Annotated in this window: 27 protein-coding genes; 15 read left to right on the top strand and 12 right to left on the bottom strand. The window is 69.1% G+C overall.

The window, feature by feature from the left end; genetic code table 11:
* Positions 1 to 9 precede the first annotated feature (9 nt).
* Both QPR87_RS17660 and QPR87_RS17655 read right to left on the bottom strand, forming a co-directional pair.
* A complete protein-coding gene (locus QPR87_RS17660) occupies positions 10 to 510 on the bottom strand; it encodes an O-acetyl-ADP-ribose deacetylase (protein ID WP_011749874.1) in 501 nt (166 codons plus the stop codon).
* A 5-nt stretch (positions 511 to 515) separates the two neighbouring features.
* Positions 516 to 2,120, bottom strand: a complete 1,605-nt coding sequence (locus QPR87_RS17655; protein WP_285050642.1) for a carboxyl transferase domain-containing protein — start codon at positions 2,118 to 2,120, stop codon at positions 516 to 518.
* A 146-nt stretch (positions 2,121 to 2,266) separates the two neighbouring features.
* On the opposite strand from QPR87_RS17655, the gene QPR87_RS17650 reads away from it, so the two are divergent.
* Positions 2,267 to 2,878, top strand: a complete 612-nt coding sequence (locus tag QPR87_RS17650) for an OmpW/AlkL family protein (RefSeq protein WP_285050641.1) — start codon at positions 2,267 to 2,269, stop codon at positions 2,876 to 2,878.
* A gap of 59 nt (positions 2,879 to 2,937) precedes the next feature.
* Here the strand turns inward: QPR87_RS17650 and QPR87_RS17645 are convergent, their stop codons facing one another.
* From QPR87_RS17645 to QPR87_RS17635, 3 genes are read right to left on the bottom strand one after another with little or no spacing between them, the layout of a single operon-like run.
* Positions 2,938 to 3,402: a lysozyme inhibitor LprI family protein gene (locus tag QPR87_RS17645; protein ID WP_285050640.1), complete on the bottom strand. Its 465-nt coding sequence runs from the start codon at positions 3,400 to 3,402 to the stop codon at positions 2,938 to 2,940.
* Between the two features lie 17 nt (positions 3,403 to 3,419).
* The gene (locus tag QPR87_RS17640) at positions 3,420 to 3,959 is read right to left on the bottom strand and encodes a lysozyme inhibitor LprI family protein (RefSeq protein ID WP_285050639.1); all 540 of its coding nucleotides are present in this window, start codon (positions 3,957 to 3,959) and stop codon (positions 3,420 to 3,422) included.
* On the bottom strand, positions 3,959 to 5,119 hold the full coding sequence (locus QPR87_RS17635; protein ID WP_104494039.1) for an isovaleryl-CoA dehydrogenase: 1,161 nt from the start codon (positions 5,117 to 5,119) through the stop codon (positions 3,959 to 3,961). The genes QPR87_RS17640 and QPR87_RS17635 overlap by 1 nt, the downstream gene beginning before the upstream one ends.
* Positions 5,120 to 5,302: 183 nt before the next feature.
* On the opposite strand from QPR87_RS17635, the gene QPR87_RS17630 reads away from it, so the two are divergent.
* Both QPR87_RS17630 and cbiB read left to right on the top strand, forming a co-directional pair.
* A complete protein-coding gene (locus QPR87_RS17630) occupies positions 5,303 to 5,857 on the top strand; it encodes a histidine phosphatase family protein (protein WP_285050638.1) in 555 nt (184 codons plus the stop codon).
* Positions 5,854 to 6,786 (top strand): adenosylcobinamide-phosphate synthase CbiB, encoded by a 933-nt coding sequence (gene cbiB / locus QPR87_RS17625; protein WP_285050637.1) that lies wholly within the window; start codon positions 5,854 to 5,856, stop codon positions 6,784 to 6,786. The genes QPR87_RS17630 and cbiB overlap by 4 nt, the downstream gene beginning before the upstream one ends.
* Here the strand turns inward: cbiB and hemC are convergent.
* A complete protein-coding gene (gene hemC / locus QPR87_RS17620) occupies positions 6,783 to 7,724 on the bottom strand; it encodes a hydroxymethylbilane synthase (protein WP_285050636.1) in 942 nt (313 codons plus the stop codon). The two genes, cbiB and hemC, sit on opposite strands and share 4 nt — an antisense overlap.
* Before the next feature lie 75 nt (positions 7,725 to 7,799).
* Between hemC and hemE the strand changes: the two genes are divergently transcribed.
* Together hemE and QPR87_RS17610 are read left to right on the top strand one after the other, a co-directional pair.
* A complete protein-coding gene (hemE, locus tag QPR87_RS17615) occupies positions 7,800 to 8,828 on the top strand; it encodes a uroporphyrinogen decarboxylase (protein WP_285050635.1) in 1,029 nt (342 codons plus the stop codon).
* A gap of 16 nt (positions 8,829 to 8,844) precedes the next feature.
* Positions 8,845 to 9,723 carry an EamA family transporter gene (locus tag QPR87_RS17610; protein ID WP_285050634.1) on the top strand — a complete coding sequence of 293 codons (879 nt, stop codon included), beginning with the start codon at positions 8,845 to 8,847 and terminating at the stop codon, positions 9,721 to 9,723.
* Here QPR87_RS17610 and QPR87_RS17605 read toward each other — a convergent pair.
* Positions 9,710 to 10,300 carry a LysE family translocator gene (locus QPR87_RS17605; protein ID WP_104494033.1) on the bottom strand — a complete coding sequence of 197 codons (591 nt, stop codon included), beginning with the start codon at positions 10,298 to 10,300 and terminating at the stop codon, positions 9,710 to 9,712. The genes QPR87_RS17610 and QPR87_RS17605 overlap by 14 nt on opposite strands.
* Before the next feature lie 67 nt (positions 10,301 to 10,367).
* Here QPR87_RS17605 and QPR87_RS17600 point away from each other — a divergent pair, with 67 nt between their 5' ends.
* Positions 10,368 to 10,844 (top strand): Lrp/AsnC family transcriptional regulator, encoded by a 477-nt coding sequence (locus tag QPR87_RS17600; protein ID WP_285050633.1) that lies wholly within the window; start codon positions 10,368 to 10,370, stop codon positions 10,842 to 10,844.
* A gap of 143 nt (positions 10,845 to 10,987) precedes the next feature.
* The gene (locus QPR87_RS17595) at positions 10,988 to 12,523 is read left to right on the top strand and encodes an ATP-dependent DNA helicase (RefSeq protein ID WP_011749861.1); all 1,536 of its coding nucleotides are present in this window, start codon (positions 10,988 to 10,990) and stop codon (positions 12,521 to 12,523) included.
* An 11-nt stretch (positions 12,524 to 12,534) separates the two neighbouring features.
* Here QPR87_RS17595 and QPR87_RS17590 read toward each other — a convergent pair whose 3' ends face one another.
* On the bottom strand, positions 12,535 to 13,356 hold the full coding sequence (locus QPR87_RS17590; RefSeq protein WP_041530376.1) for an EcsC family protein: 822 nt from the start codon (positions 13,354 to 13,356) through the stop codon (positions 12,535 to 12,537).
* Between the two features lie 136 nt (positions 13,357 to 13,492).
* On the opposite strand from QPR87_RS17590, the gene QPR87_RS17585 reads away from it, so the two are divergent.
* Positions 13,493 to 14,062 carry an Ivy family c-type lysozyme inhibitor gene (locus QPR87_RS17585; RefSeq protein ID WP_285050632.1) on the top strand — a complete coding sequence of 190 codons (570 nt, stop codon included), beginning with the start codon at positions 13,493 to 13,495 and terminating at the stop codon, positions 14,060 to 14,062.
* On the opposite strand, the gene QPR87_RS17580 is transcribed toward QPR87_RS17585, so the two are convergent.
* The gene (locus tag QPR87_RS17580) at positions 14,050 to 14,610 is read right to left on the bottom strand and encodes a GNAT family N-acetyltransferase (protein ID WP_011749858.1); all 561 of its coding nucleotides are present in this window, start codon (positions 14,608 to 14,610) and stop codon (positions 14,050 to 14,052) included. The two genes, QPR87_RS17585 and QPR87_RS17580, sit on opposite strands and share 13 nt — an antisense overlap.
* Before the next feature lie 221 nt (positions 14,611 to 14,831).
* On the opposite strand from QPR87_RS17580, the gene QPR87_RS17575 reads away from it, so the two are divergent.
* The 6 genes from QPR87_RS17575 (at position 14,832) to QPR87_RS17550 (ending at position 18,773) form a co-directional block, all read left to right on the top strand.
* A complete protein-coding gene (locus QPR87_RS17575; protein ID WP_285050631.1) occupies positions 14,832 to 15,428 on the top strand; it encodes a flavin reductase family protein in 597 nt (198 codons plus the stop codon).
* Positions 15,428 to 15,991 carry an adenine phosphoribosyltransferase gene (locus tag QPR87_RS17570; protein ID WP_104494029.1) on the top strand — a complete coding sequence of 188 codons (564 nt, stop codon included), beginning with the start codon at positions 15,428 to 15,430 and terminating at the stop codon, positions 15,989 to 15,991. Before QPR87_RS17575 ends, QPR87_RS17570 begins: the two co-directional genes overlap by 1 nt.
* Positions 15,992 to 16,030: 39 nt before the next feature.
* Positions 16,031 to 16,981 carry a 4-hydroxy-3-methylbut-2-enyl diphosphate reductase gene (ispH, locus tag QPR87_RS17565; protein WP_011749855.1) on the top strand — a complete coding sequence of 317 codons (951 nt, stop codon included), beginning with the start codon at positions 16,031 to 16,033 and terminating at the stop codon, positions 16,979 to 16,981.
* A gap of 93 nt (positions 16,982 to 17,074) precedes the next feature.
* Complete coding sequence (locus tag QPR87_RS17560; RefSeq protein ID WP_285050630.1) at positions 17,075 to 17,680, top strand: glutathione S-transferase family protein; 606 nt, start codon at positions 17,075 to 17,077, stop codon at positions 17,678 to 17,680.
* Entirely contained in the window at positions 17,677 to 18,144 is a 468-nt protein-coding gene (gene rnhA, locus QPR87_RS17555; RefSeq protein ID WP_011749853.1) for a ribonuclease HI, read from the top strand. Before QPR87_RS17560 ends, rnhA begins: the two co-directional genes overlap by 4 nt.
* Positions 18,141 to 18,773: a trimeric intracellular cation channel family protein gene (locus QPR87_RS17550; RefSeq protein WP_285050629.1), complete on the top strand. Its 633-nt coding sequence runs from the start codon at positions 18,141 to 18,143 to the stop codon at positions 18,771 to 18,773. Before rnhA ends, QPR87_RS17550 begins: the two co-directional genes overlap by 4 nt.
* Here QPR87_RS17550 and QPR87_RS17545 read toward each other — a convergent pair.
* The 3 genes from QPR87_RS17545 to QPR87_RS17535 are packed head-to-tail and all read right to left on the bottom strand — an operon-like array spanning position 18,770 to position 20,756.
* The gene (locus QPR87_RS17545) at positions 18,770 to 19,093 is read right to left on the bottom strand and encodes a VOC family protein (protein ID WP_285050628.1); all 324 of its coding nucleotides are present in this window, start codon (positions 19,091 to 19,093) and stop codon (positions 18,770 to 18,772) included. The two genes, QPR87_RS17550 and QPR87_RS17545, sit on opposite strands and share 4 nt — an antisense overlap.
* A gap of 48 nt (positions 19,094 to 19,141) precedes the next feature.
* Complete coding sequence (locus QPR87_RS17540) at positions 19,142 to 19,543, bottom strand: group III truncated hemoglobin (protein WP_041530374.1); 402 nt, start codon at positions 19,541 to 19,543, stop codon at positions 19,142 to 19,144.
* A gap of 40 nt (positions 19,544 to 19,583) precedes the next feature.
* The gene (locus QPR87_RS17535) at positions 19,584 to 20,756 is read right to left on the bottom strand and encodes an FAD-dependent oxidoreductase (RefSeq protein ID WP_285050627.1); all 1,173 of its coding nucleotides are present in this window, start codon (positions 20,754 to 20,756) and stop codon (positions 19,584 to 19,586) included.
* A 184-nt stretch (positions 20,757 to 20,940) separates the two neighbouring features.
* On the opposite strand from QPR87_RS17535, the gene ileS reads away from it, so the two are divergent.
* Complete coding sequence (gene ileS / locus QPR87_RS17530) at positions 20,941 to 23,871, top strand: isoleucine--tRNA ligase (protein WP_285050626.1); 2,931 nt, start codon at positions 20,941 to 20,943, stop codon at positions 23,869 to 23,871.
* Positions 23,872 to 23,894 lie beyond the last annotated feature (23 nt).

The raw sequence follows: 23,894 nt of genomic DNA, 5'->3' as shown, positions 1-23,894 counted from the left end.
ACGAAGAAATCATCGGCGGGCCTCTTCCACGGCTTGCCGGAGCGTCGCATGGCCGGGGCCGTCGAAGCCGACCAGGATCACCTCGATATCGGCGGCATGGTCGAGGATGGTCGCGACGGCGATGCGAGCGGCACGTTCGGCCGGAAAACCGTAGATGCCGGTCGAGATCGCCGGGAAGGCGATCCGGGCAAGGTCGTGGGCCTGCGCAAGCAGCAGGCTGTGGCGGTAGGCGCCGGCGAGCAGCGCGTCCTCGCCCGCCATGCCGCCTTGCCAGACCGGGCCGACGGCGTGGATGACGTATCTTGCCGGCAGGTCGTAGCCCCCGGTGATCCGGGCCTCGCCGGTGGGGCAGCCGCCCAGGGTGCGGCATTCCTCGAGGAGTAACGGGCCGGCCGCGCGGTGGATGGCGCCGTCGACGCCGCCGCCGCCCAGCAGCGTGCGATTGGCCGCATTGACGATGGCATCGACGGCGAGCCGGGTGATGTCGCCTTGCCGGGTGGAGATGCGCATGGCCGTCACATCCTGAAGATGCCGAAGCGGGTCGGCTCGACCGGCGCGTTGAGGCTGGCGCGCAGGCTCAGCGCCAGCACGTCGCGGGTCTTCCTGGGGTCGACGATGCCGTCGTCCCAGAGCCGGGCCGAGGCGTAGAGCGGGTGCGACTGGCGCTCGAACATCTCGATGGTGGGACGCTTGAACTCGGCCTCCTCCTCGGCGGTCCAGGTGCCGCCCTGGCGCTCGATCCCGTCGCGGCGCACGGTGGCGAGCACGCCGGCCGCCTGTTCGCCGCCCATCACCGAAATGCGGGAATTGGGCCAGGTCCAGAGGAAGCGCGGCCCGTAGGCGCGGCCGGCCATGCCGTAATTGCCGGCGCCGAAGCTGCCGCCGACCAGCATGGTGATCTTGGGCACGCTGGTCGTCGCCACCGCCGTCACCATCTTGGCGCCGTGCCGCGCGATGCCCTCGTTCTCGTATTTGCGCCCGACCATGAAGCCGGTGACGTTCTGCAGGAAGACCAGCGGGATCCCGCGCATCGAGCAGAGTTCGATGAAATGCGCGCCCTTCTGCGCGGCCTCCGAGAAGATCACGCCGTTATTGGCGACGATGCCGATGGGACAGCCTTCGAGATGGGCGAAGCCCGTCACCAGCGTCTCGCCGAAGCGGGCCTTGAACTCGTCGAAGCGCGAGCCGTCCACGACGCGCGCGATGACCTCGCGGATGTCGTAGGGGATCTTCAGGTCGGCGGGGACGATGCCCAGGATGTCTTCCGGGTCATGGGCCGGAGGCTCGGGGGATTGCCATTGCACGGTCGCCGGCAGGCTGCGGTTGAGGTTCCCGATGGCGCGGCGGGCAAGGGCCAGCGCATGGGCGTCGTCCTCGGCCAGGTAGTCGGCCACGCCCGAAAGCCGGGTGTGGACGTCGCCGCCGCCCAGATCCTCGGCCGAGACCACCTCGCCGGTGGCGGCGCGCACCAAGGGCGGGCCGGCCAGGAAGATCGTGCCCTGGTTGCGGACGATGATGGTCACGTCGGACATGGCCGGCACATAGGCGCCGCCTGCCGTGCAGGAGCCCATGACCACGGCGATCTGCGCGATACCCTTGGCCGACATCCGCGCCTGGTTGTAAAAGATGCGGCCGAAATGGTCGCGGTCGGGAAAGACCTCGTCCTGGTTGGGCAGGTTCGCGCCGCCCGAATCGACCAGATAGACGCAGGGCAGCTGGCATTCCTCGGCGATCTCCTGCGCGCGCAGGTGCTTTTTCACCGTCATCGGGTAATAGGTGCCGCCCTTGACGGTCGCGTCGTTGGCCACGACCATCACCTCTTGCCCATGCACGCGGCCGATGCCGGCGATCACCCCGGCGCAGGGCGCGGCGGCGCCATACATGCCATGCGCCGCCGTGGCGCCGATCTCCAGGAAGGGCGAGCCGGGGTCGAGCAGGTTCGCCACCCGTTCGCGCGGCGGCATCTTGCCGCGCGCGACATGGCGCTCGACAGCCTTGGGGCCGCCGCCCGACGCCGCGGCCAGCGCCGCCTCGCGCACCGTCTCCAGCATGGCGAGATGCGCCGTGCGGTTGGCGCGGAACGCCTCCGAGGACGGCAGGGCCGAGGTGCCAAGCTTCATCGCATCATCCTTTCGGTCGAAGTGCCGGCGCTGCTGCGCCAGTTTGTCGCATCCCTGCCAAAGGCGGGAAAATCTTGATCCAGATCAACGTCGAAGCCCGGGACAAGGAGCCATGAGCGGGCATGCGACAAGAAGAGAGGATCGCCATGAGACACAAGCTTGCCATTGCCGCGGCGCTCGCCGCGCTTGCTTCGCCCGCGCTTGCGCAATCGCAGGGTGATTGGACGCTCGGCTTCGGGATCGCAAACGTGAACCCGAAATCGGACAACGGGACGCTGGCGGGGGGCACGGTGCCGGTCAGCATCGACGACAACATGCGCCCCAGCATCACCTTCGAATACTTCATCCGCGACAATATCGGCATCGAGGTGCTGGGCGCCCTGCCCTTCAAGCATTCGATCAAGTCGAACGGCACCGAGATCGGCACGGTCAAGCACCTGCCTCCGGTCGTTTCGCTGCAATATCACTTCGACGCGCATCCGCGCTGGAAGCCCTTTGTCGGCCTGGGCGTGAACTTCACCGGCTTCTGGGACGGCGAGGCCAAGGGTCCGCTGGCCGGCAGCGATCTGCGGGTCAAGAACAGCTGGGGCCTGGCCGCGCATCTGGGCGTGGATCACTGGATCAACGAGCGCTCGGCCCTGCGCGCCGATCTGCGCTGGATCGACATCGGCGCCGATGTCGAGCTGAACGGCCAGAACATCGGCACGGTCGATGTCGATCCGGTCGTGGTCGGCATCAGCTATGTGATGAAGTTCTAGGCCCTCGTCACCGCCAAGGGGGCGCCGCCGCTGGTGGCGCCCGTTTTCCGCGGCCCCGCTCATTGCGGTTCCGCCAGCGAGGTCAGCAGCGCCGCCTGCCGCGCCGTTTCGTCCCGGATGCAGCGGCCATGGGCCAGGTCGCCGCCCGTTTCCCGCGCCCGCTCGCAAAGGATCTCACGGAAGTCGATCCAGCTGCGTTCGACCCGGCGCAGCGTCTCCTGCGCCTCGCCGCCCTCCAGTGCCGCCTGATAGACGGCGGTCAGCTTCGCCTCCCATGCCTGGTGCGAGGCGTCGAGGCAGTTCGCCATCGGGAAATCCGGGTCGTCGCCGGTGTATTTCTGCCGGGCGTAATCCAGGCAGGCATCCATCCCCGCCGTGGCGCAATCGGCGCGCGCGCCCTGCGTTTCGGCCGCGGCCAAGCATTGGTCGATCACCACCGGATCGAATCCCGAGGCATCGCCTGCCAAGGCGGCGGGGGCGGCCATGGTCGCGGCCAGCCAGAAAAGCAGTCCTGCCTTGCGCATCCTCTCCTCCCCGGTGCCTACATGTCCTTGCCGCGATACTGGTCCAGCCACAGATATTGCCGCGCGGTCAGGGTCAGCGCACAATGCAGCCCGGCCGGACCGCCGCCGGTGCCGCCGCCCCAGCGGCTGCGTTCGAACCCGCAGGCGGTATCGCGAAAGGCGATCCAACTGCGCTGCATGTCGCGCAGCAGCGGCGATTCCTTTTCGGCGGCCGAGCCCAGTTCGGCCATGTTCCCGTCCGTGGCCTCGGACTGCGCCATGACCTCGCGATAGGTCTCGTTCAGCCTTGCGTCCCACAAGTCCAACTCGTTCCCGAGACAGGCCGACATGCCGACCGTCGTCGAGCCGCCCTGGCTGTCCATGCAGGGATCGGCGGCAGCGCCTATGCAGGTCTCGCGCGCATCGACCGGGCCGTCGCCGCGTTCCGTCCCCGACAGGCATCGCTCCAGAAGCGCGGCGTCGAAGGCCGGCCCGCCATTCTGTGGCTGCGCCACGGCGGTGCCGGTGCCAAGCGCCAGCAGCGCACCAAGGACCAGCACGCGCCGCAAGCCGGCCATCAGGCCAGCCCCAGAAGCTCGCGGCCGATCAGCATGCGGCGGATCTCGCTGGTGCCGGCACCGATCTCCATCAGCTTGGCATCGCGGAACAGCCGGCTGACCACCGAATCGTTGAGGAAACCCGCCCCCCCCAGCGCCTGCACCGCCTGATGCGCCTGCACCATGGCCTGCTCGCTGGCGTAAAGCACCGCGCCCGCCGCGTCCTGCCGGGTGACCTTGCCCGCATCGCAAGCCTTCGCCACCTCGTAGACATAGGCCCGCGCCGTGTTCAGCGCGACATACATGTCGGCGATCTTGCCCTGCATCAGCTGGAACGACCCGATGGGCTGGCCGAACTGCTTGCGCTCCTTGACATAGGGCATGACCTCGTCGAGGCAGGCGGCCATGATGCCGGTGCCGATGCCCGACAGCACCAGCCGCTCGTAGTCGAGGCCCGACATCAGCACGCGCACGCCCTTGCCCTCGGCGCCCAGCACGTTCTCGAAGGGCACCTCGCAATCCTCGAAGATCAGCTCGCCGGTGTTCGAGCCGCGCATGCCCAGCTTGTCGAAATGCGGGCTGGTCGAGAAACCTTTCATGCCGCGCTCGACGATGAAGGCGGTGATGCCCTTGCTGCCCGCCTCGGGATCGGTCTTGGCATAGACCACCAGCGTATGGGCGTCCGGCGCGTTGGTGATCCAGTATTTGTTGCCGTTCAGCACATAGCGGTCGTTGCGCTTTTCGGCGCGCAGCTTCATGCCGACCACGTCGCTGCCCGCGCCCTCCTCGGACATGGCCAGCGCGCCGACATGCTCGCCCGAGCAAAGCTTGGGCAGGTATTTCGCCCGCTGCTCATCGGTGCCGTTCAGCTTGATCTGGTTCACGCAAAGATTCGAATGCGCGCCATAGGACAGGCTGACCGAGGCCGAGGCGCGGGCGATCTCCTCGGTCGCGATGACATGGGCCAGATAGCCCATGCCGCTGCCGCCAAGTTCTTCGGACACGGTGATGCCCAAAAGGCCCAGATCGCCCATCTCGCGCCACAGCTCGTTCGGGAATGCGTTCTTGCGATCCACCTCGGCCGCGATGGGCTTCACCCGCTCCTGCGCCCAGCGGTGCACGGTCTCGCGCAGCGCGTTCACGTCCTCGCCCAGATCGAACTGCATTCCCGCATTGAACATCGGCGATCTCCTCCATTTATTGAACAAGTGTTCATTTAACTGTCTTATGCCGCCGGAGCGTGGCCTGCGTCAAGCCTTCTGTCACGGCATCCCCCCTGCAATCGATCCTGCGCCGGGCGGGGCTTCGTTGACAAGCCCGTGCCCCCGCGCCATCCATGCCGCGCAATGCCGCAAGGATGCCCGATGAGCCCCGCCCCCGATGCCGCCGCGCGGCTGCTGATTCTGCGCCATGCGCCGCTGGCCCACCCCGGGCTGGCCGGGCGGCGCGACGTGGCGGCGGATTGCAGTGACCTCGCGGCGCTCGGCTGGGCGCGCGAGACGCTGCGCAGGGCCGAGAGCCATTGGTCCAGTCCCGCCCTGCGCTGCCGGCAGACCTGCGCGGCGCTGGGGCTGACCCCCGAATGGCACGCCGCCTTGTGGGAACAGGATTTCGGCGCCTGGGAACAGCCCGGCGCCGCCATCCCCGACCTCGGCCCGCTGCCGCCCGGGGAACTGGCCCGCCAGCGCCCGCCCGGTGGCGAAAGCTTTCTCGACATGGCCGCGCGGGTGCAGCCGCTCCTGGACCGGGCGCGCGGCACGGTGGCCATCGTTGCCCATGCCGGCACCGTTCGCGCCGCGCTGGCCCTGGCGGTCGGCCCGGCGGCGCTGTCCTTTTCGGTGGCGCCGCTGTCGCTGACCATCCTGTCGCGCAGCCCCGCCGGCTGGGCCGTCGAGGCCGTCAACCGGGTCGCGCCATGACGCAGGACACGCTGGTGATCGCGCTGATCGCCCTGTTGGTCGATGCGCTGATCGGCTGGCCCGATGCGCTTTATCGCCGCATCTCGCATCCGGTGGTCTGGATCGGCGGGCTCATCTCGACGCTCGACCGGCGCTGGAACCGGGGCGCAAGCCGCATCGCGCGCGGCGCGCTGGCGGTGGCGGTGACGGTCGGCGCGGCGGTGATCCCGGCGCTGCTGCTGACATGGGCGCTGGCGCCGCTGCCCTTCGGCCCGGTGGTGCTGGGCGTGCTGGCCTGGCCGCTGGTCGCTGCCCGCTCGCTTCACGATCACGTCGCCGCCGTCGCGCAGCCCCTGGCCTCGGGCGACATCCCGGCGGCAAGGGCGGCCGCGGCGATGATCGTCGGCCGCGATCTGGACGACGGCCGGCCCGAGCCCATCGCCCGCGCCGCGCTGGAAAGCCTGGCCGAGAACACGTCCGACGGCGTGGTCGCGCCGCTGTTCTGGGCGGCGGTGGCCGGGCTGCCGGGGATCGCCGCCTACAAGGCGATCAACACGCTCGATTCGATGATCGGCCATATGAGCCCGCGCCATGCGCTGTTCGGGCGGGTGGCGGCGCGGCTGGACGATCTGGTGAACCTGCCGGCCTCGCGCCTGACCGGACTGCTGTTCGTGGCCGCAGCGGGATCGCGACGGTCCTGGCGGGTGATGCGCCGCGACGCAGGCCGCCACCGCTCGCCCAATGCCGGCTGGCCCGAGGGTGCCATGGCCGGCGCGCTGGATGTGCGCCTGTCCGGTCCGCGCCGCTATCACGGCGTGGAAAGCCCCGAGCCCTGGCTGAACGGGAGCGCCCGCGACCCTCTGGCGCAGGATCTGCTGCGCGGGCTGGCGCTTTATCGCCGGGCAATGGTTCTGCTGGGACTGGGGCTGGCGCTGGGGCTGGCGCTTTAGGACCAGTCGAAGAAGTCGGCAGGCGCCCGGCCGCGCAATTCCTCGGCCAGATCGGTGCCCATGGCCGCGCCGTCCGCGGCCGGACCGACGCGCTCGGCCGCGATGACCTCGCTGCCGTCGGGGCGCAGGATCTCGCCGCGCAACCGCAGCCGGTCACCCAGCAGTTCCGCCAGCCCGGCGATGGGCGTCTGGCAGGAACCGTCGAGCCGCGCCAGGAAGGCCCGCTCGGCCGTCACCCGCAGCGCGCTGTCCCGGTCCGAAATCGCGGCCAGTAGCGAGGCGGTGCGCGCATCGTCGGCGCGCCGCTCGACCCCGATGCAGCCTTGCGCCACGGCAGGCAGCATCTCGTCGGGTTCGACCGCGCCGCGCGCGACATGCAGCATGCCCAGCCGCGTCAGCCCGGCCATGGCCAGGAAAGTCGCTACAGCAACGCCGTCTTCCAGCTTTTTCAGGCGCGTCTGTACGTTTCCTCGAAACTCCACAAGCTTCAGGTCGGGCCGCCGCGCCGCCAGTTGCGCCCGCCGCCGCAAGCTCGAAGAACCGACGACAGCCCCTTGGGGAAGCTCGGAAATCGCCGCGAACTGCGCGCTGACAAAGGCGTCGCGCACATCCTCGCGCGGCAGGTAGCAGTCGATCACCAACCCCTCGGGCTGGATCGTCGGCATGTCCTTCATGGAATGCACGGCGATGTCGATCTCGTGCGCCAGCAGCGCATCCTCGATCTCGCGGGTGAACAGGCCCTTGCCGCCGATCTCTTTCAGCGGCCGGTCCAGCACGCGGTCGCCGGTGGTCTTGATCACCACGATCCGGAAGGCGTCGGCGGCAAGGCCATGCGCGGCCATCAGCCGGTCGCGGGTTTCATGCGCCTGCGCCAGCGCCAGGGCCGAGCCTCGGGTGCCGATGCGGATGGGGTTCTGGGGGTCGGGCATCTGGGTCATGACACAGGGCTTAGCGCCCCCCCTCGGCCTTGACAACGGGGACGCGCGCGCCATGAAAGGGGCGAGAGGTGAATTATGTCCGAAAAAACCATCCTGCGCGCGCTGAAGGGCGAGCGTTTGCCCGTCCCGCCTGTCTGGATGATGCGCCAGGCCGGCCGCTACCTGCCGGAATACCGCGCCACCCGCGCCCAGGCCGGCGACTTTTTGTCGCTGTGTTACACGCCGGACCTGGCGGCCGAGGTGACGCTGCAACCGATCCGCCGCTATGGTTTCGACGCGGCGATTCTCTTTGCCGACATCCTGCTGCTGCCGCAGGCGCTGGGGCTCGACCTGTGGTTCGTGACCGGCGAGGGGCCGCGGCTCTCGACCGTGACCAGCGCCGCTGGGGTCGCGGCCCTGAAACCCGCCGCCGCGATCCACGACACGCTGTCGCCGGTCTATGAAACCGTCCGCATCCTGGCGCGCGAACTGCCGCGCGAGACCACGCTGATCGGCTTTGCCGGCGCGCCCTGGACCGTCGCGACCTACATGGTCGCCGGCCGCGGCACCCCCGACCAGGCCCCCGCCCACGCCTTCAAGGCCGAGGACCGCGCCGCCTTCGCCGCCCTGATCGACCGGATCACCGAGGCGACCATCGACTATCTCTCGGCCCAGATCGAGGCCGGGGCCGAGGTGGTGAAGCTGTTCGACAGCTGGGCCGGTTCGCTCAAGGGCCGGGACTTCGACGATTTCGCGGTCGAGCCCGCGCGCCGGATCATCGCCGCGCTCAAGGCCCGCCATCCCGGCATCCCGGTGATCGCCTTCCCGCGCGAGGCCGGGCCGCGCTATGCCGGCTTCGCCCGCGCGACGGGGGCCGATTGCGTGGCGCTGGACAATTCGGTCAGCGCCGACTGGGCGGCCGCCGAGGTGCAAAAGGACGGCTGCGTGCAGGGCAATCTCGACCCGCGCCTGCTGGTCAGCGGCGGCGAGGAGCTCATCTCCGAAACGCGCCGGATCGTGCAGGCCTTCTCGCAGGGTCCGCATATCTTCAACCTCGGCCATGGCATCACCCCCGAGGCCGATCCCGAAAACGTCGCGCGGATGCTGGAGGCGATCCGGGGCTGATGGGCGGGGTCGGGGCTTGAGTTGGATCGTCGCCACGCTGATCGCTGCCGCGGCCCAGACCGGACGCAACGCGGCGCAGCGGCGGCTGACCGCCGAACTGGGCACGATGGGCGCGACTGCCGTGCGATTTCTCTTCGGCCTGCCCTTCGCCGCGCTGGTCCTGGCGGGCATGGCAGCGCTGGTGCCGGTGCCCCGGCCCGATGCGGCGGTGCTGGGCTGGGCGGCGCTGGGGGCCGCCTCGCAGATCGCCGCCACCGCGCTGATGCTGGTGACGATGGAAAGCCGCGGCTTCGGCGTCACCACCGCGCTGATCAAGACCGAGCCGGTGACGCTGGCGCTGATCGGCACCTTGCTGCTGGCCGAGCCGCTGGGCCTCGCCCGCATGGCGGCGATTGCCACGGCGACGCTGGGCGTGGTGCTGATGTCGGGCGCGGACTGGCGGCGCAGCACCTGGCGCACGGCCGGCCTCGGCATCGCGGCGGGGGCGCTGTTCGGCCTCTCGGCCATCGGCTTTCGCGGCGCGATCCTGGCCCTGCCCTTCGGCGCCGAGCCGGTGCGGGCCGCGACCGTCCTGGTCCTGGCCCTCGCCATGCAAAGCGCGATCATGCTGATCTGGCTGGGCACGCTCGACCGCCCGGCGCTGGCCGGCATCGCCCGGCACTGGCGCGGCTCGCTGGGTGCCGGCGCCCTGGGCGCGCTGGCCTCGCTGTTCTGGTTCCTGGGCTTCGCGCTGACGGCGGCGGCCAATGTCCGTACGCTGGCGCTGGTCGAGGTGGTGATGGCGCAACTGGTTTCGGGCCGGGTCTTCCGCGAAGGCGCCAGTCCGCGCCAGCTTGGCGGGATGGCTCTGATCGTCGCCGGCGTCGCGACGCTGATCGCGGTCAGTGCCCGGTGACGACCGGCAGCATCGAGCCGACCAGCAGCACCGCCATCGCCCGGTTGAACAGCATGAGCCGCGCCGGGTCCTGCAAGGCGCCGCGCAACCCCTGCCCCATCGCCGCCCAAAGCGCGACCGAGGGCAGGTTCACCAGAGTAAAGACCAGCGCCACCACTAGCGTGCCGCCCACCCCGGCCGAATAGGCCGAAAGCGCCCCCAGCGCCATCATCCACGCCTTGGGATTCACCCATTGAAAGGCGCAGGCGGCCAGGAAGCTCATCGGCCGCGCCGCCGCCCCTTCGGTTCCGGGCGCCGCAGCACGGGCGATCTTCCACGCAAGCCACAGGACGTAAGCCATGCTGATCCATTTCAACGCCTCGGCCAGCCGCGGCGCGCCTGCGATCAGCCGGTCCACGCCCAGCCCCAACAGCGCCACCATGGCGCCAAATCCCAGCGCCACGCCCAGAAGATGCGGAATGCTGCGGCGGATGCCGAAATTCGCACCCGAGGCCATCAGCATCAGGTTGTTGGGCCCCGGCGTGACCGAGGTGACGAAGGCGAAGGCGACAAGCGCCACGAGTATCTGATGCGACATTGCGGATTTCCCGAAAGAAGCCACAATGATATTGCGGATCAGGCGCAATTTCCGATCAAGTTTGAAGATGAACAGCATAGATAAGCAATCAGAGTTCGAAATTGATATTATCTCCGCGCGAATCTTGCGCATTCTTGCGCGGAACGGCCGCATTCCGAATCAGCAACTCGCCGCCGAGGTCGGGCTCTCGCCCTCGGCCTGCCTGCGCCGCGTGCAGGACCTCGAACGGCGCGGCGCCATCCAGGGCTACCGCGCCATCATCGCCCCGTCCGCCCGCGCGGCGGGCTTCACCGCCTATGTCACCGTGGGCCTCGCCCGCCATTCGAACGAGGCGCAGCAGGCTTTCGAGCGCGCCTGCCGTGCGGCACCCCAGGTCCGGGAATGCCACAACATCACCGGCTCGGTGGAATACCTGCTGCGCGTCGAGGTGCGCGATCTGGACGCCTATCGCCGCTTTCATACCGAGGTGCTGGGCGCCTTTCCGCAGATCGCCACCATCACCACCCATGTCGTCATGGGCTCGCCCAAGGACGAACGGGCCTGAATGCTGCACCAGGGCATGAGTATTTGGGGAACAGAGAAGCGGCTGGCACCCTGTCGGCCTTCTTCGTTCTCCAAATACTCAAATCGCGGCGGCACCACCGGATCGGCCTTTCAGCCTCTCGCGCGGCGGGCTAACAAGGGCTCATGACCCTGCCCGCCCTTTCCCCCGATCAGGCCGAAGCCTGGGACGCGCTTGCCGCCGTACTCGAAGAATCCGGTATCGACCTGGTTTCGGAAGAGATCGCGCCGCCGAAGCCCGGCAAGGGCCGCGTCATGGCGGTGATCGGCAAGGCCGGCTCGGGCAAGACGCTGCTGCTCGCCGAACTGACCAAGGCATTGAAGGCAGCCGGGGTCGATATCGTTTCGGGCGATTACGAGGGCAAGAAGCGCAAGGACCGCCGCACCGTCGCCATCCTTGCGCCCACCAACAAGGCGGCCTTCGTGCTGCGCATGCGCGGCGTGCCGGCGACGACGATCCACCGCATCCTCTATACACCGGTCTACGACCCGGAATACGAGCGCATCGCCGATTGGCTGACCGGCGTGGGCGAGCGGCCCTCGGTCGACGGGCTGATGGAGGGGCTGACCGAGGCCGCGCTGGACCGGGCGAAGGCCTTTTACGACCAGCATGCCTCGATTCCCGGCGCCCTGGCCGCCGCCGGCCTGCGCGGTTCGGACTTCATCCGCGGCTGGAAACGGCGCGAGGAGGGGCTGGACATCGGGTTGATCGACGAGGCGTCGATGCTGGACGAGCGCCAGTTCGAGGACCTGCGCGAGATCTTCCCGATCCTGATCCTGTTCGGCGATCCCGCGCAATTGGCCCCGGTCGGGCAGTCGGGCGAGATGGTCTTCGACCGGCTGGCCGCCTCGCAGCGGCTGACGCTGAGCCGCATCCACCGGCAGGAGGGTGACAGCCCGATCCTGGACCTTGCCCATGCGCTGGCCGATCCCAGGCTGGAATTCGACGCCTTCGAGCGCATGATCCGCGAGGCGGCAGCCAGCGATCCGCGCGTGATCTGGGCCGAGCGGGTGGAAAGCGACCTGATGGCGCAAAGCCCGGTCCTGGTCTGGCGCAACATCACCCGCATCAAGCTGATCCAGGCGTTCCGCTCGGCCTATGGCGCGCCGGGCGATGCGCTGCTGCCGGGCGAGCCCCTGATCTGCGACGGGCTGGAACTGCCCCTGAAGCACCGCAAGAAGCGCATCGACCTGGAGGCGCGCGGGCTGATCAAGGGCGCGCAGGTGGTTTATCTGGGACCGGGGCGCAAGCCCGGCTTTTCGCGCCTGCATGTCGTGGGCGCCGAGGAGCCGCGGCTTTCCGCCGCCAGCATCGTCAAGATCGAGATGCCGGATGTCGAGGAGCCCTTCATCCCCTTTGCCGCCCGCATGGGCGCGGCTTTCCTACATGGCGCGGCGGTGACGATCCACAAGGCGCAGGGTTCGCAATGGCCCGATGTGCAGGTCTTTGCCCCCGACATCGCCGCCGCCGCGTGGTCGGGCCGCTCGGAAGCCGGCATCGCGCTGTGGAAGCGGTTGGCCTATGTCGCCATCACCCGCGCGCAGGAGCGGCTGCATTGGGTGGTGAAATCGCGGCTGGCCCGGCCCTCGGGCCCCTTGCGGACCGATCACCTGGAGGCCCCGGCCAGCGTGCTGGAGCTCGCCGCCGAACCCGGGGAATAGCCGAAGGGGGGCTAGCCGCGCCGCGACAGCTTGCGCGCCGCGGTATTCGGGCGCAGCTGGATCATGCGCAACTCCAGCGCCTCGGCCAGCGCCTCGCGCGGGATGCCGGTTTCCTGAGACAGCCGCAGCAGGCCGAAATGCACTCGCGCCAGTTCCTGATAATAGCGGGTAAAGCTGTAATTGATCGAGGCCCCCGCAAGCGCGCCCAGCACCGGCACCGCCTGCGCCGCCAGCTTCTGCGCCAGCGAGGCGGAAAGCCGCGGCGCCACCCGCGCGATCAGCGCCTGCACAGTCTGGCCGGTGATGGTCATGCGCGCCGCCAGCAGGCCCAGGTCGGTGCCGTCGTCATCGGCAAGCGGCCCGGCCGAGGCGAAGACATGCAACGCCTCGCGCCGCGCCTCGTCCGAAACCGGGTCGAAGCCGTGCTCGGCGGCAATGTCCATGATCGCGCGCAAAAGCAGCGTGACCGTCACCGGCAATTCCAGCATGGCGCCGCCGATCCCCGCGAGCCCGCCCACCGCGCCCGAGGTGGTCGACAGCATGCGGTTGAACAGGTCGCCGCGATCCCGCAACACCCCGCGCGAGCGCGATGCCGCGTCGAAGGCGCGGTTCAGCGCCGCCAGGGTGATCCGGTCCATGCGCCCGCGCACCGGGGCCGGCAGGCGTTCGATCAGCCCCTCGGCCTTGCCGCCGACAGCGGTCAGCAACTCCATCGCCACGCCGCCCGCCTGAAGATAGCGTCGCGCCAGCCGGTCGATCGCGGCATGCACGGTCGGGTCGTCGATCGGAGGCAGCACGGCCTGGCGGACGGGGATCTGGCTTTGTTCGGTCATCCTGCGGCTTCTCTGGGTTGTCTGGCCTGCGCCAGAACTGGGCATCGGCAAGGGAACCCGCAAGGCGTCGCCGGGGTTCCGACGGAAGAATGCAAACCTGCCGCATGGCGGCGGGACAAGGACAAGGAAGACTGGAATGAGCATCCGCCGCATGATCCCGGCCCTGACATTGACCGCTGCCCTGGCCCTGGGGCAGGCCGGGTTGGCGCAAGAGGCCGACCCGGCGACGCAACCGGCGCAGGACCCCGCCCAGGCCGCCGCGCAGGAGACGGCGCAGGGCGAAACGCCCGGGGGGGCCCAGGCTGCGGCCTCCGATGTCGGGTTGACCCTCGCCGACCTGGGCAAGGACGAGGGGTTGACCGCCGCCGTCGAGAAGATGGCCGAGGGGCACCAGATGCCAGAATGGCTGCGCGAGGGCGCGGTGATCTCGCCCAGCCAGAAGGTCGGCTTCGGCGGCCAGGAATACCTGGCCATGACCGCCTGCAAGCAGCATGACTGCGCGGCGAACCAGTTCGCGGTGCTTTACGCGCCCGGCAGCGGCACCGCCCATGGCGTGCTTTCGGTGCGCGACGGCGAGGGGGCGGAGCTGCTGACATGGCTTGGCATGGCCGGCGGGCCCGAAACCATCGACGGCCGCACCATCCTTTATGCGGCGCTGACCGGCAGCCTGGCCAACCACCCGCAGGATTTCACCTACGCCGAGTGATCGGGCGGCTCGACCTGGGTGCAGCCCTCGCGGCGCATCTCGCGCAGGCCGGCGGCAGTGTCGCCGGTCTCTCGCTCGACCGGGCCCGCGATGCCGGACCAGGCATCGGGCACCAGTTCCAGCCCCAGGATCCGGTCGGGATTGGTGGGCGGCGGCATCTCGACATCTTCGAGCTTCCAGAAGCCAAAGCGCTGATAATAGGGCAGATCGCCGACCAGCATTGCCCGCTGCCAGCCCATCTCGGCCGCCCGCGTCAGGCTTTCGCGCATCAGAAGGCCGCCCAGCCCCTCGCCCTGCGCCGTGGGATGCACCGCGACCGGCCCCAGCAACAGCACCGGCCGCCCGCCCACGCGCACCGGCCAATAGCGGATCGCACCCATCAGCGCGCCGAAATCGTCGCGCAGCATCAGGCAAAGCGGCCTGACCGGCGCAACCCCCTCGCGCAGCCGATAGGAGGACAGCGCCGTGCGTCCCGGCGCAAAGCACAGGTCCAGCAGCGCCTCGACCTCGGGCGTGTCGGCGGGGGTTTCGGGGCAAAGTTCGTACATCCTGCCTCCGGTTCTGGGGTCGGGATTCGGGTGGTCTCGGCGCGGCGCAGGGACCGCGTAACATGCGGGCGCGGCCGCGAAAACCGCCTGCGGGACCCGAAGGGCAAATTTCGCCGTCCCATGGCCGGGCGGGACGGGCGAAGCTGCGAGAATGCTTGACGCGCCGCGCGCATGGGGTCACTTCTGGGCCCCGCATCAGGGATGGATCAGCGAGGCACGCCATGTTCTACCGACCCCAGGACGGCCACGGGCTGCCGCATAACCCGCTGAGCGCCATCGTCGCGCCGCGCCCCATCGGCTGGATCTCGACCCGCGGCCGGCAGGGCGACAACCTGGCGCCCTATTCCTTCTTCAACCTCACCGCCTATGTGCCGCCGCAGCTGATGTTCGCATCGACCTCGGCCAAGCCGGATCGGCCCGGGACCAAGGACAGCGTGGCCCAGATCGCGCAATCGCGGGTGTTCTGCGTCAACATCGCCGACGGATCGCTGAGGGATCAGGTGAACGCCAGTTCCGCCGCATTGTCCGCCGGGGTGAACGAATTCGAGGCGGCCGGCATCGAGGCGGCCGAATGCGAGACCATCGACTGCCCCCGCGTCGCCGGCGCCGCCGCCGCGCTGGAATGCCGCGCCACGCGCATCCTGCGGCTGGCGGGCGAGGCGAACTACATGGTGCTGGGCGTCGTCACCGGCATCCACCTGCGCGAGGACTGCCTGAAGGACGGCCGCTTCGACCTGCGTGGGATCGGCTGGCTGTCACGGCTGGGCTACAAGGACTACACCATCACCACCGAGACCTTCGAGATGGAGCGCCCCTGATGGAAACGCCCGCCGGAAAGCGCCGCCGCGACAGCCGCACGGTGCGCGACTACATCCGCACCATCGTCGATTTCCCGCATGAGGGGATCCTGTTTCGCGACGTGACCACGCTTTTCGCCGATGCGCGCGGCTTTCGCATGGCGGTGGACCAGCTTCTGGCCGCCTATGCCGGCGAGGATATCGACAAGGTGGTGGGACTGGAGGCGCGCGGCTTCATCCTGGGCGGCGCGGTGGCGCATCAGCTTTCGGTAGGCTTCGTGCCGATCCGCAAGAAGGGCAAGCTGCCCGGCGCCGTCATCAGCCAGGCCTATGCGCTGGAATATGGCGAGGCGGTGATGGAAATCCATGACGACGCGCTGAAACCGGGTGAGCGGGTGCTGATCGTCGACGACCTGCTGGCCACCGGCGGCACCGCGGCGGCCGGCATCTCGCTTTGCGGACGGCTGGGGGCCGAGGTCGTGGGCTGCGCCTTCGTGATCGAGCTGCCCGAGCTGGGCGGACGGGCGCTGCTGGAGGGGCTGGGCCACGAGGTCCACGCCCTGACCGCCTTCGAGGGCGCCTGATCCCTTGCGAGGCGCCTTTCCCGGGGTTAGGTGAAGCCCATGGACAAGAAACCGCCCCTGACCCTGTATCTCGCCGCGCCGCGCGGATTCTGCGCCGGCGTGGACCGCGCCATCAAGATCGTCGAGATGGCGCTGCAGAAATGGGGCGCGCCGGTCTATGTGCGCCACGAGATCGTGCATAACAAGTTCGTCGTGGACTCCCTGCGCGACAAGGGCGCGGTCTTCGTCGAGGAACTGGACGATGTGCCCTCCGACCGGCCGGTGATCTTTTCGGCCCATGGCGTGCCCAAGGCGGTGCCGGCCGAGGCGCGGCGGCGCGAGATGGTCTTCGTCGACGCCACCTGCCCGCTGGTCAGCAAGGTCCATGTCGAGGCCGAGCGTCATCACGCCGAGGGCTTGCAGATGGTGATGATCGGCCATGCCGGCCATCCCGAGGTGCTGGGCACCATGGGGCAGTTGCCCGAGGGCGAGGTGCTGCTAGTCGAGACGGTCGAGGACGTGGCGCGGATCGAACCGCGCGACCCCGGGCGACTGGCCTTCATCACCCAGACCACGCTCTCGGTCGACGACACCGCCGCCATCGTCGCCGCCTTGCAGGCGCGGTTTCCGGGCATCAGGGGCCCGGCCAAGGAGGATATCTGCTATGCGACGACGAACCGGCAGGCCTCGGTCAAGGCCATCGCCGGGCGGATCGACGCGCTGCTGGTGATCGGGGCGCCGAACAGTTCCAACTCGCGCCGGCTGGTCGAGGTGGGCAGCGCCGCCGGCTGCGCCTATTCGCAACTGGTGATGCGGGCCGACCAGATCGACTGGCGGGCCATCGCGGGCGCGCGTGCGGTGGGCGTGACCGCCGGCGCCTCGGCCCCCGAGGTGCTGGTCGACGAGGTGGTCGCGGCCTTTCATGCGCGTTATGACCTGACCGTCGAGATGGTCGAGACGGCGCGCGAGAATGTCGAGTTCAAGGTGCCGCGGGTCTTGCGCGAGGCCTGAGCCGGGCTTTCGGGGCGGCACCGTCGCAGGGGGCGCTGCCCCCGGCCCTGCGGGCCTCCCCCGGAGTATTTTTGAAACGGAGAAAGGGTCGGGATGAAGCTCTGGTCGATGCCGTCCTCGGGCAACAGTTACAAGGTGCGGCTGCTGCTGGCGCTCCTGGGCCGCGATTGCGAGATCGTGGATGTCGAACACCTGACCGAAGCGCTGGAGGCGGCCAAGGCGGCGAGGCGGCTGCCCTTCGGCAAGGCGCCGGTGCTGGAGCTGGACGACGGGCGGCTCTTGCCGGAATCGAATGCCATCCTGTGCTGGCTGGGAGAGGGCACCCGCTTCGTGCCGGGCGATGCCTTCGATCGCGCCGCCATGCTGGGCTGGATGTTCTGGGAGCAGAACCAGCACGAGGGCGTGATCGCCGTGCGGGCGGCCTTGCAGGTCTATCCGCATCGCCGCGCGCAGGCGACGCCCGAGCGCATGGCCGAGTTGCTCGACCGGGGCCATGTCCTGCTGCAGGTGATGGAGGACCGGCTGGCGGCGCATGACTGGCTGGTGGGCGATGCCCCCAGCCTCGCCGATATCTGCCTTTACGGCTATACCCATACGGCGGGCAGCCGGGGCGGCTTCGAGATGGAGCGTTTTCCCGGCATCGGGCGCTGGCTCGACCGCATCGCCGCCCTGCCCGGCTACAGGGGGATCGAGGCATGAATGCGCTCTTTGCCTGGACCGACGGGGCTTGCAGCGGCAATCCCGGCCCGGGGGGCTGGGGCGTCCTGATGCGCGCCATGGACGGGGACCGGATGCTGAAGGAGCGCGAGCTGTCGGGTGGCGAGGCCGAGACCACCAACAACCGCATGGAACTGATGGCGGCGATCTCGGCCCTGGAGGCGCTGACCCGGCCGAGCGAGATCACCGTGACCACCGACAGCGCCTATGTGAAGAACGGCGTCACGCAATGGATCCATGGCTGGAAGAAGAACGGCTGGCGCACCGCCGACCGCAAGCCGGTGAAGAATGCCGATCTGTGGCAGCGGCTGGACGCGGCGCAGGCCCGGCACCAGGTGCGCTGGGAATGGATCAAGGGCCATGCCGGCCATCCCGAGAACGAGCGCGCCGATGAGCTGGCGCGGGCGGGCATGGCGCCCTTCAAGCCCGCACGGGTCTCGGGATGAACGTCGAGGCGCTGGTCCCGCTGCTGGATTACGCCAGCGTGCTGGTCTTTGCGCTGACCGGCGCGCTGGTGGCGAGCCGCGGGCAGCTTGATGTGGTCGGCTTCATCTTCTTCGCCACGCTGACCGGGATCGGCGGCGGCACCTTGCGCGACCTGGTGCTGGGCCGGTTGCCGGTCTTCTGGGTCGGGCGGCCCGAGCTTTTGCTGCTGACCGCCGGGGCGGCGATCATGGTGTTCTTTACCGCGCATCGGCTGGAGAGCCGTTATCGCGCCATCCTGTGGCTGGATGCCTTTGCCCTGGCGGTCGCGGTGCCGGCCGGGGTCGGCGTGGCGCTGGAGGCGGGGGTCAGCCCGGTGGTCACGGTGCTGATGGGGGTGATAACCGGCACCTTCGGCGGGCTGATGCGCGACGTGGTCGGCAACGAGGTGCCGCTGGTGCTGAAACAGGGCGAGCTTTACGTCACCGCCGCCTTTGGCGGGGCGGTGGCGGCGCTGCTGTTGCTGATGCTTGGCACCGGGCGCGGCTGGGCGTTGATCGGCTGCGCGGCGGTGGTGCTGCTGTTGCGTGCCGGGGGCATGAGCTTCGGATGGCGGCTGCCGGTCTACAAGGCGCGGCCACCGCGGCGCTAGCGTTCGGACCAAACGGCCATTTCGGTTCCGCCCGGCTCGCGGAACTGGAAACGGCGGCCGCCGGGAAAGCTGAAGATCGGCCGGGTGATCGTTGCCCCGGCTTCGGTCACCCGGGCCAGGGCCGCCTCCAGATCCTCGGCCTTCAGGATCACCAGCGGCGGGGCCAGCGTCCCGGCGGCAATGCCGCCCGCAAGGCCGGCATCGGCCATCTCCTGATAGTCCGGGCCGTAATCGTTGAAGCTCCAGCCGAAGGCGCGGGCGAAGAAAGCCTTCGTGGCCGGCAGATCGGGCGAGGAAAATTCGAGATAGTCGATCTTCATCGGGAAGCCCTTTCGGATGTTCCCGTTTTGTTTACGCCCGTGCGCGGCTCAGCGCAAGACCGGCGGGCCGGGGCGGCGCTCGCGCAGGTCCTCGACCCCCATGCGCAGCCCCGCGCCGATGCGATGCGCCAGCGCCGACCAGGCCCGGGCCGTCTCGGCCGGCAGCGTCCGGCGCAGGGTTTCGTCGAAAAGCATGAGCCAGGGCGCGAAATGCTGGGCCTTCACGTCTCCGGCACGCATGTGCACCTGCATCGGATTGCCGTCATAGCCGCGCTCATACAGGATGGCGTTGCGCCAGAAGCGGGCGATCTTGGCCTCGTGCTCGGGCCAGTCGGCGACATGGCCGGCAAAGACCGGGCCCAGCACCTCGTGCCGGCGGATCGCGGCGTAGAAGGTGGCGACGACGCGGTCGATCTGTTCGGGGGTGACGTCAAAGCGCGGCGGGATCATGCGGCGGATATGGACCCGCACGGCCGGTCCTGCAAGCCCGTCACGGATCGCGCACCCCCGAAAGCGGCGGGATCATGGTGCCCGCGACAAGATGCGTCAGCCCGCCCCGCAGCAGCGGCAAGGTAGAGAGCGGCGCGAGCACCAGGTCGCGCAGCCAGGGCAGGCTACGGCTGCCCGACTGATACATCGGGGTGAAGGCGGCGCTCATCGCCTGGTAGATGCGGACATGCCAGCGGCGCATGGCGGCGTAATCCGGCAGGGCCTCTTCGAGCGGACGGCGCAGCGCACGGGCCAGCGCGAAGGCATCGAGCAGCGCCATGTTCGCCCCCTGCCCCAGTTGCGGGCTGGCGCGATGCGCAGCGTCGCCGATATGGACCAGGCCCGGCGCCCAGGGGCGGCGCAGGGTGCCGTGGCTGTAGCGCGCCTGGGTCATCTGCGCATTCTCGCGGATGGTTTCCAGGAACGGCGCCATCTGCGGCCAGAGCGCGGCAACCCCGTCGCGCCAATGGGCCATCGGCGCCTGCGGCCAGCGGTCCAGTTCGTCCAGCGGCATGGACCAGAAGACGGCGGCGCGGGGCGTCGGATCGCCGGGCAGGCAGCCGATGGGCAGCACGCCCGCCATCCGGCTGGCGGCGCGGTAACGCTGCCGCAGTTCGCTGCGCGGGAAATCCGTTTCGGGCCAGGGCACCGTGCCCCAGATCGCGCCATAGCCCAGCGGCCGCGCCTGCAGGGGCGACAGTCGCGAACCCGCGCCGCTGGCATCGACGACCAGGTCGAAAGGGCCGAAATCGCGCCCGTCGGCCAGCATGAGGCGCCGCCCGGCCCCGTCCGGGCCGGCCGAGACGATCTCGGCCGAGGTCACCATCGGCAGGCCGAGCGCAGCAACCCGGTCCCAGAGCAGTTGGAACAACGTGGCGCGGTGGATGCCGCGGCCCGGCGCATCCGCGGGATAGGAGACGTCCAGCACCTTGCTGCCCCGCGCCTCGTGCCCGAGCATGCGGGCGATGGGGCTGGAGAGGCGGCGCGTGTCCTCGCCCGCGCCGATCCGGTCCAGCACGGCCAGCCCGACCGGCTGGATCACCAGCCCCGAGCCCAGGGGACGCGGCGCGGCGAAACGCTCGAACAGAGTGACGTCGTGGCCCTCGCGGGCCAGCAGCGCGGCAGCGGCGAGGCCGCCGATCCCGGCGCCCGCGATGGCGATCCTGTAGCTCATGGCCGCTTGCTGCCCCAGGCCGGCCGCAGGTGCAAGCCGCGCTTGCAGGGGTCGGGGCGGTTTCCTATAACCCGCGCATGTTCAGCAGGGCCGGGATCTTTCGAATTATCCGCCCGGCGGCGTAGGAGCGTCCCTCGCCGCCGGGTCATGCATGCCTGCCCAGCCACCGAAGGATTCCCGCCAGATGAGCGATACGACCACCGATACCCAAGCCGCGCCCGATTACCGCGACACCGTCTTCCTGCCCCAGACCGATTTCCCGATGCGCGCCGGCCTGCCGCAGCGCGAGCCGGAATGGCTGGCACGCTGGGAGCGCATCGGGATCTACGACCGGCTGCGCGAGCGCGCCGCGGGCCGCACGCCCTTCATCCTGCATGACGGCCCGCCCTATGCGAACGGCAACCTGCATATCGGCCACGCGCTGAACAAGACGATCAAGGACATCGTGGTGCGCAGCCACCAGATGATGGGCCGGGATGCGCGCTATGTGCCGGGCTGGGACTGCCACGGCCTGCCGATCGAATGGAAGATCGAGGAGAAATACCGCAAGGCCGGCCTGGACAAGGATGCGGTCGACATGATCGAGTTCCGCCAGGAATGCCGCCGCTTTGCCCAGGGATGGGTCGATATCCAGCGCGAGGAGTTCAAGCGGCTGGGCATCACCGGCAAATGGGACGATCCCTACCTGACCATGGATTATCATGCCGAGGCGGTGATCGCGGCCGATTTCATGAAGCTGCTGATGAACGGCTCGCTCTACCAGGGTTCGAAGCCGGTGATGTGGTCGCCGGTCGAGAAGACCGCGCTGGCCGAGGCCGAGGTCGAATATCACGACCATACCAGCCACACCATCTGGGTGCGGTTCCGGGTGGCATCGTCGCAGGGTATTTGGGAAACGGAAAAGGGCGCCAGCGTGGTGATCTGGACCACGACCCCCTGGACCATCCCGCAGAACCGGGCAGTGGCCTATAATCCGGGCATCGGTTACGGGCTTTACCGGGTCGGCGCGGTGGCCGAGAACGCGACCGCGAAGCCCGGCGAATTGCTGGTGCTGGCCGACGCGCTGGCCGAAAGCCTGCGGCAGGCCGCGAAAGTCGAGGATTGGCAGCGCGTCCGCGACGTCGCGGCGGCCGACCTGGAGGGGCTGGTGCTGGCGCATCCGCTGCGCGGCGTCGAGGGCGGCGCCGGCGAGTGGGACTATGACGTGCCCATGCTGCCGGGCGATCACGTCACCGACGACGCCGGCACCGGCTTCGTGCATACCGCGCCCAGCCATGGCGACGACGACTATCAGCTTGGCCTGAAATACCGGCTGCCGATGACCTATAACGTCGAGCCGGACGGGTCCTATCGCGCCGACCTGCCGATCTTCGGCGGGCAGGCGATCATCGGCCCGGACGGCAAGGAAGGCCCGGCCAATGTCAGCGTGATCAAGCAGCTTGCCTGGGCGGGCGCGTTGCTGGCCAAAGGCAAGATCAAGCACTCCTACCCGCATAGCTGGCGTTCCAAGGCGCCGCTGATCTATCGCAACACGCCGCAATGGTTCGCCGCCATCGACCACGAACTGACCGACGGCATGGGCGAATACGGCGGAACCATCCGCACGCGCGCGCTGACCAGCATCGACAGGCTGGTGAAATGGTGGCCGCAATCGGGGCGCAACCGCATCCATTCGATGATCGAGAACCGGCCCGACTGGGTGCTGTCGCGCCAGCGCGCCTGGGGCGTGCCGCTGACCTGTTTCGTCCAGAAGGGCGCCAAGCCGACGGATGCGGACTTCCTGCTGCGCGACCAGCGCGTGAACGACCGCATCATCGCCGCATTCGAGCGGGACGGCGCCGATGTCTGGTATCGCGCCGGCTTCAAGGACGAGGTGCTGGCGGGCATCGTCGCCCCCGAGGATTACGAGCAGGTCATGGACGTGCTGGACGTCTGGTTCGACAGCGGCTCGACCCATGCCTTCGTGCTGCGCGACCGCGCCGACGGGGCGCCGGACGGCATCGCCGACGTCTATCTGGAGGGCACCGACCAGCATCGCGGCTGGTTCCAGTCCTCGCTCTTGCAGGCCTGTGCGACCAAGGGCCGGGCGCCCTATCGCAACGTGGTGACGCATGGCTTCACGCTGGACGAGAAGGGCATGAAGATGTCCAAGTCGCTCGGCAATACCATCGTGCCGGCCGAGGTCATCAAGCAATACGGCGCCGACATCCTGCGGCTGTGGGTGGCGCAGACCGACTACACCGCCGACCAGCGCATCGGGCCGGAGATCCTGAAGGGCACCGCCGACAGCTATCGCCGGCTGCGCAACACGCTGCGCTTCATCCTGGGCAACCTTGCCGGCTTTACCGAGGCCGAGCGCATCGACGTGGCCGAGATGCCGGAACTGGAGCAATGGGTGCTGCATCGCCTTGCGCAGATCGACCGGCAATTGCGCCATGGCTATGACAGCTTCGACTTCCAGGGCGTGTTCCAGGCCGTGTTCCAGTTCGCCACGGTGGACCTGTCGGCCTTTTATTTCGACATCCGCAAGGATGCGCTTTACTGCGACGCGCCCGATGCGCTGCGGCGGCGGGCCGTGCGGACGGTGCTGGACCTGCTGTTCCATCGGCTGGTGACCTGGCTGGCGCCGATCCTGCCCTTTACCATGGAGGATGTCTGGCTGAGCCGCTTCCCGTCCGAGGACGGCTCGGTCCATTTGCAGGATTTCCCGGCCACGCCCGCCACATGGCTGAACGATCCGCTGGCCCGGAAATGGGAAACCATCCGCCGCATCCGCCGCGTGGTGACCGCCGCGCTGGAGATCAAGCGCACCGACAAGGTGATCGGCGCCAGCCTGGAAGCCGCGCCGGTGGTGCATGTCGATGAGGCCGATGAGCTCAAGGCGCTGAAATCGGTGGATTTCGCCGATATCTGCATCACCTCGGACCTGAGCCTGACCGGCGATCCGGCGCCGGGCGAGGCGTTCCGGCTGTCGGACGTGCCGGGCGTCGGCGTGGTTTTCGAGCTGGCCGAGGGCGAGAAATGCCAGCGCTGCTGGAAGATCCTGCCCGATGTCGGCAGCCACAAGCATCCGGGCACCTGCGCCCGCTGCGACGCGGTGCTGAGCGCGGGCTAAGGAAAACACGGCCGGGCCGGGAT

Origin of the sequence: Paracoccus sp. SSJ (genome assembly GCF_030234105.1) — a bacterium.
Taxonomy (GTDB): domain Bacteria; phylum Pseudomonadota; class Alphaproteobacteria; order Rhodobacterales; family Rhodobacteraceae; genus Paracoccus; species Paracoccus denitrificans.
This window is presented reverse-complemented; position numbering and strand designations above follow the sequence as displayed.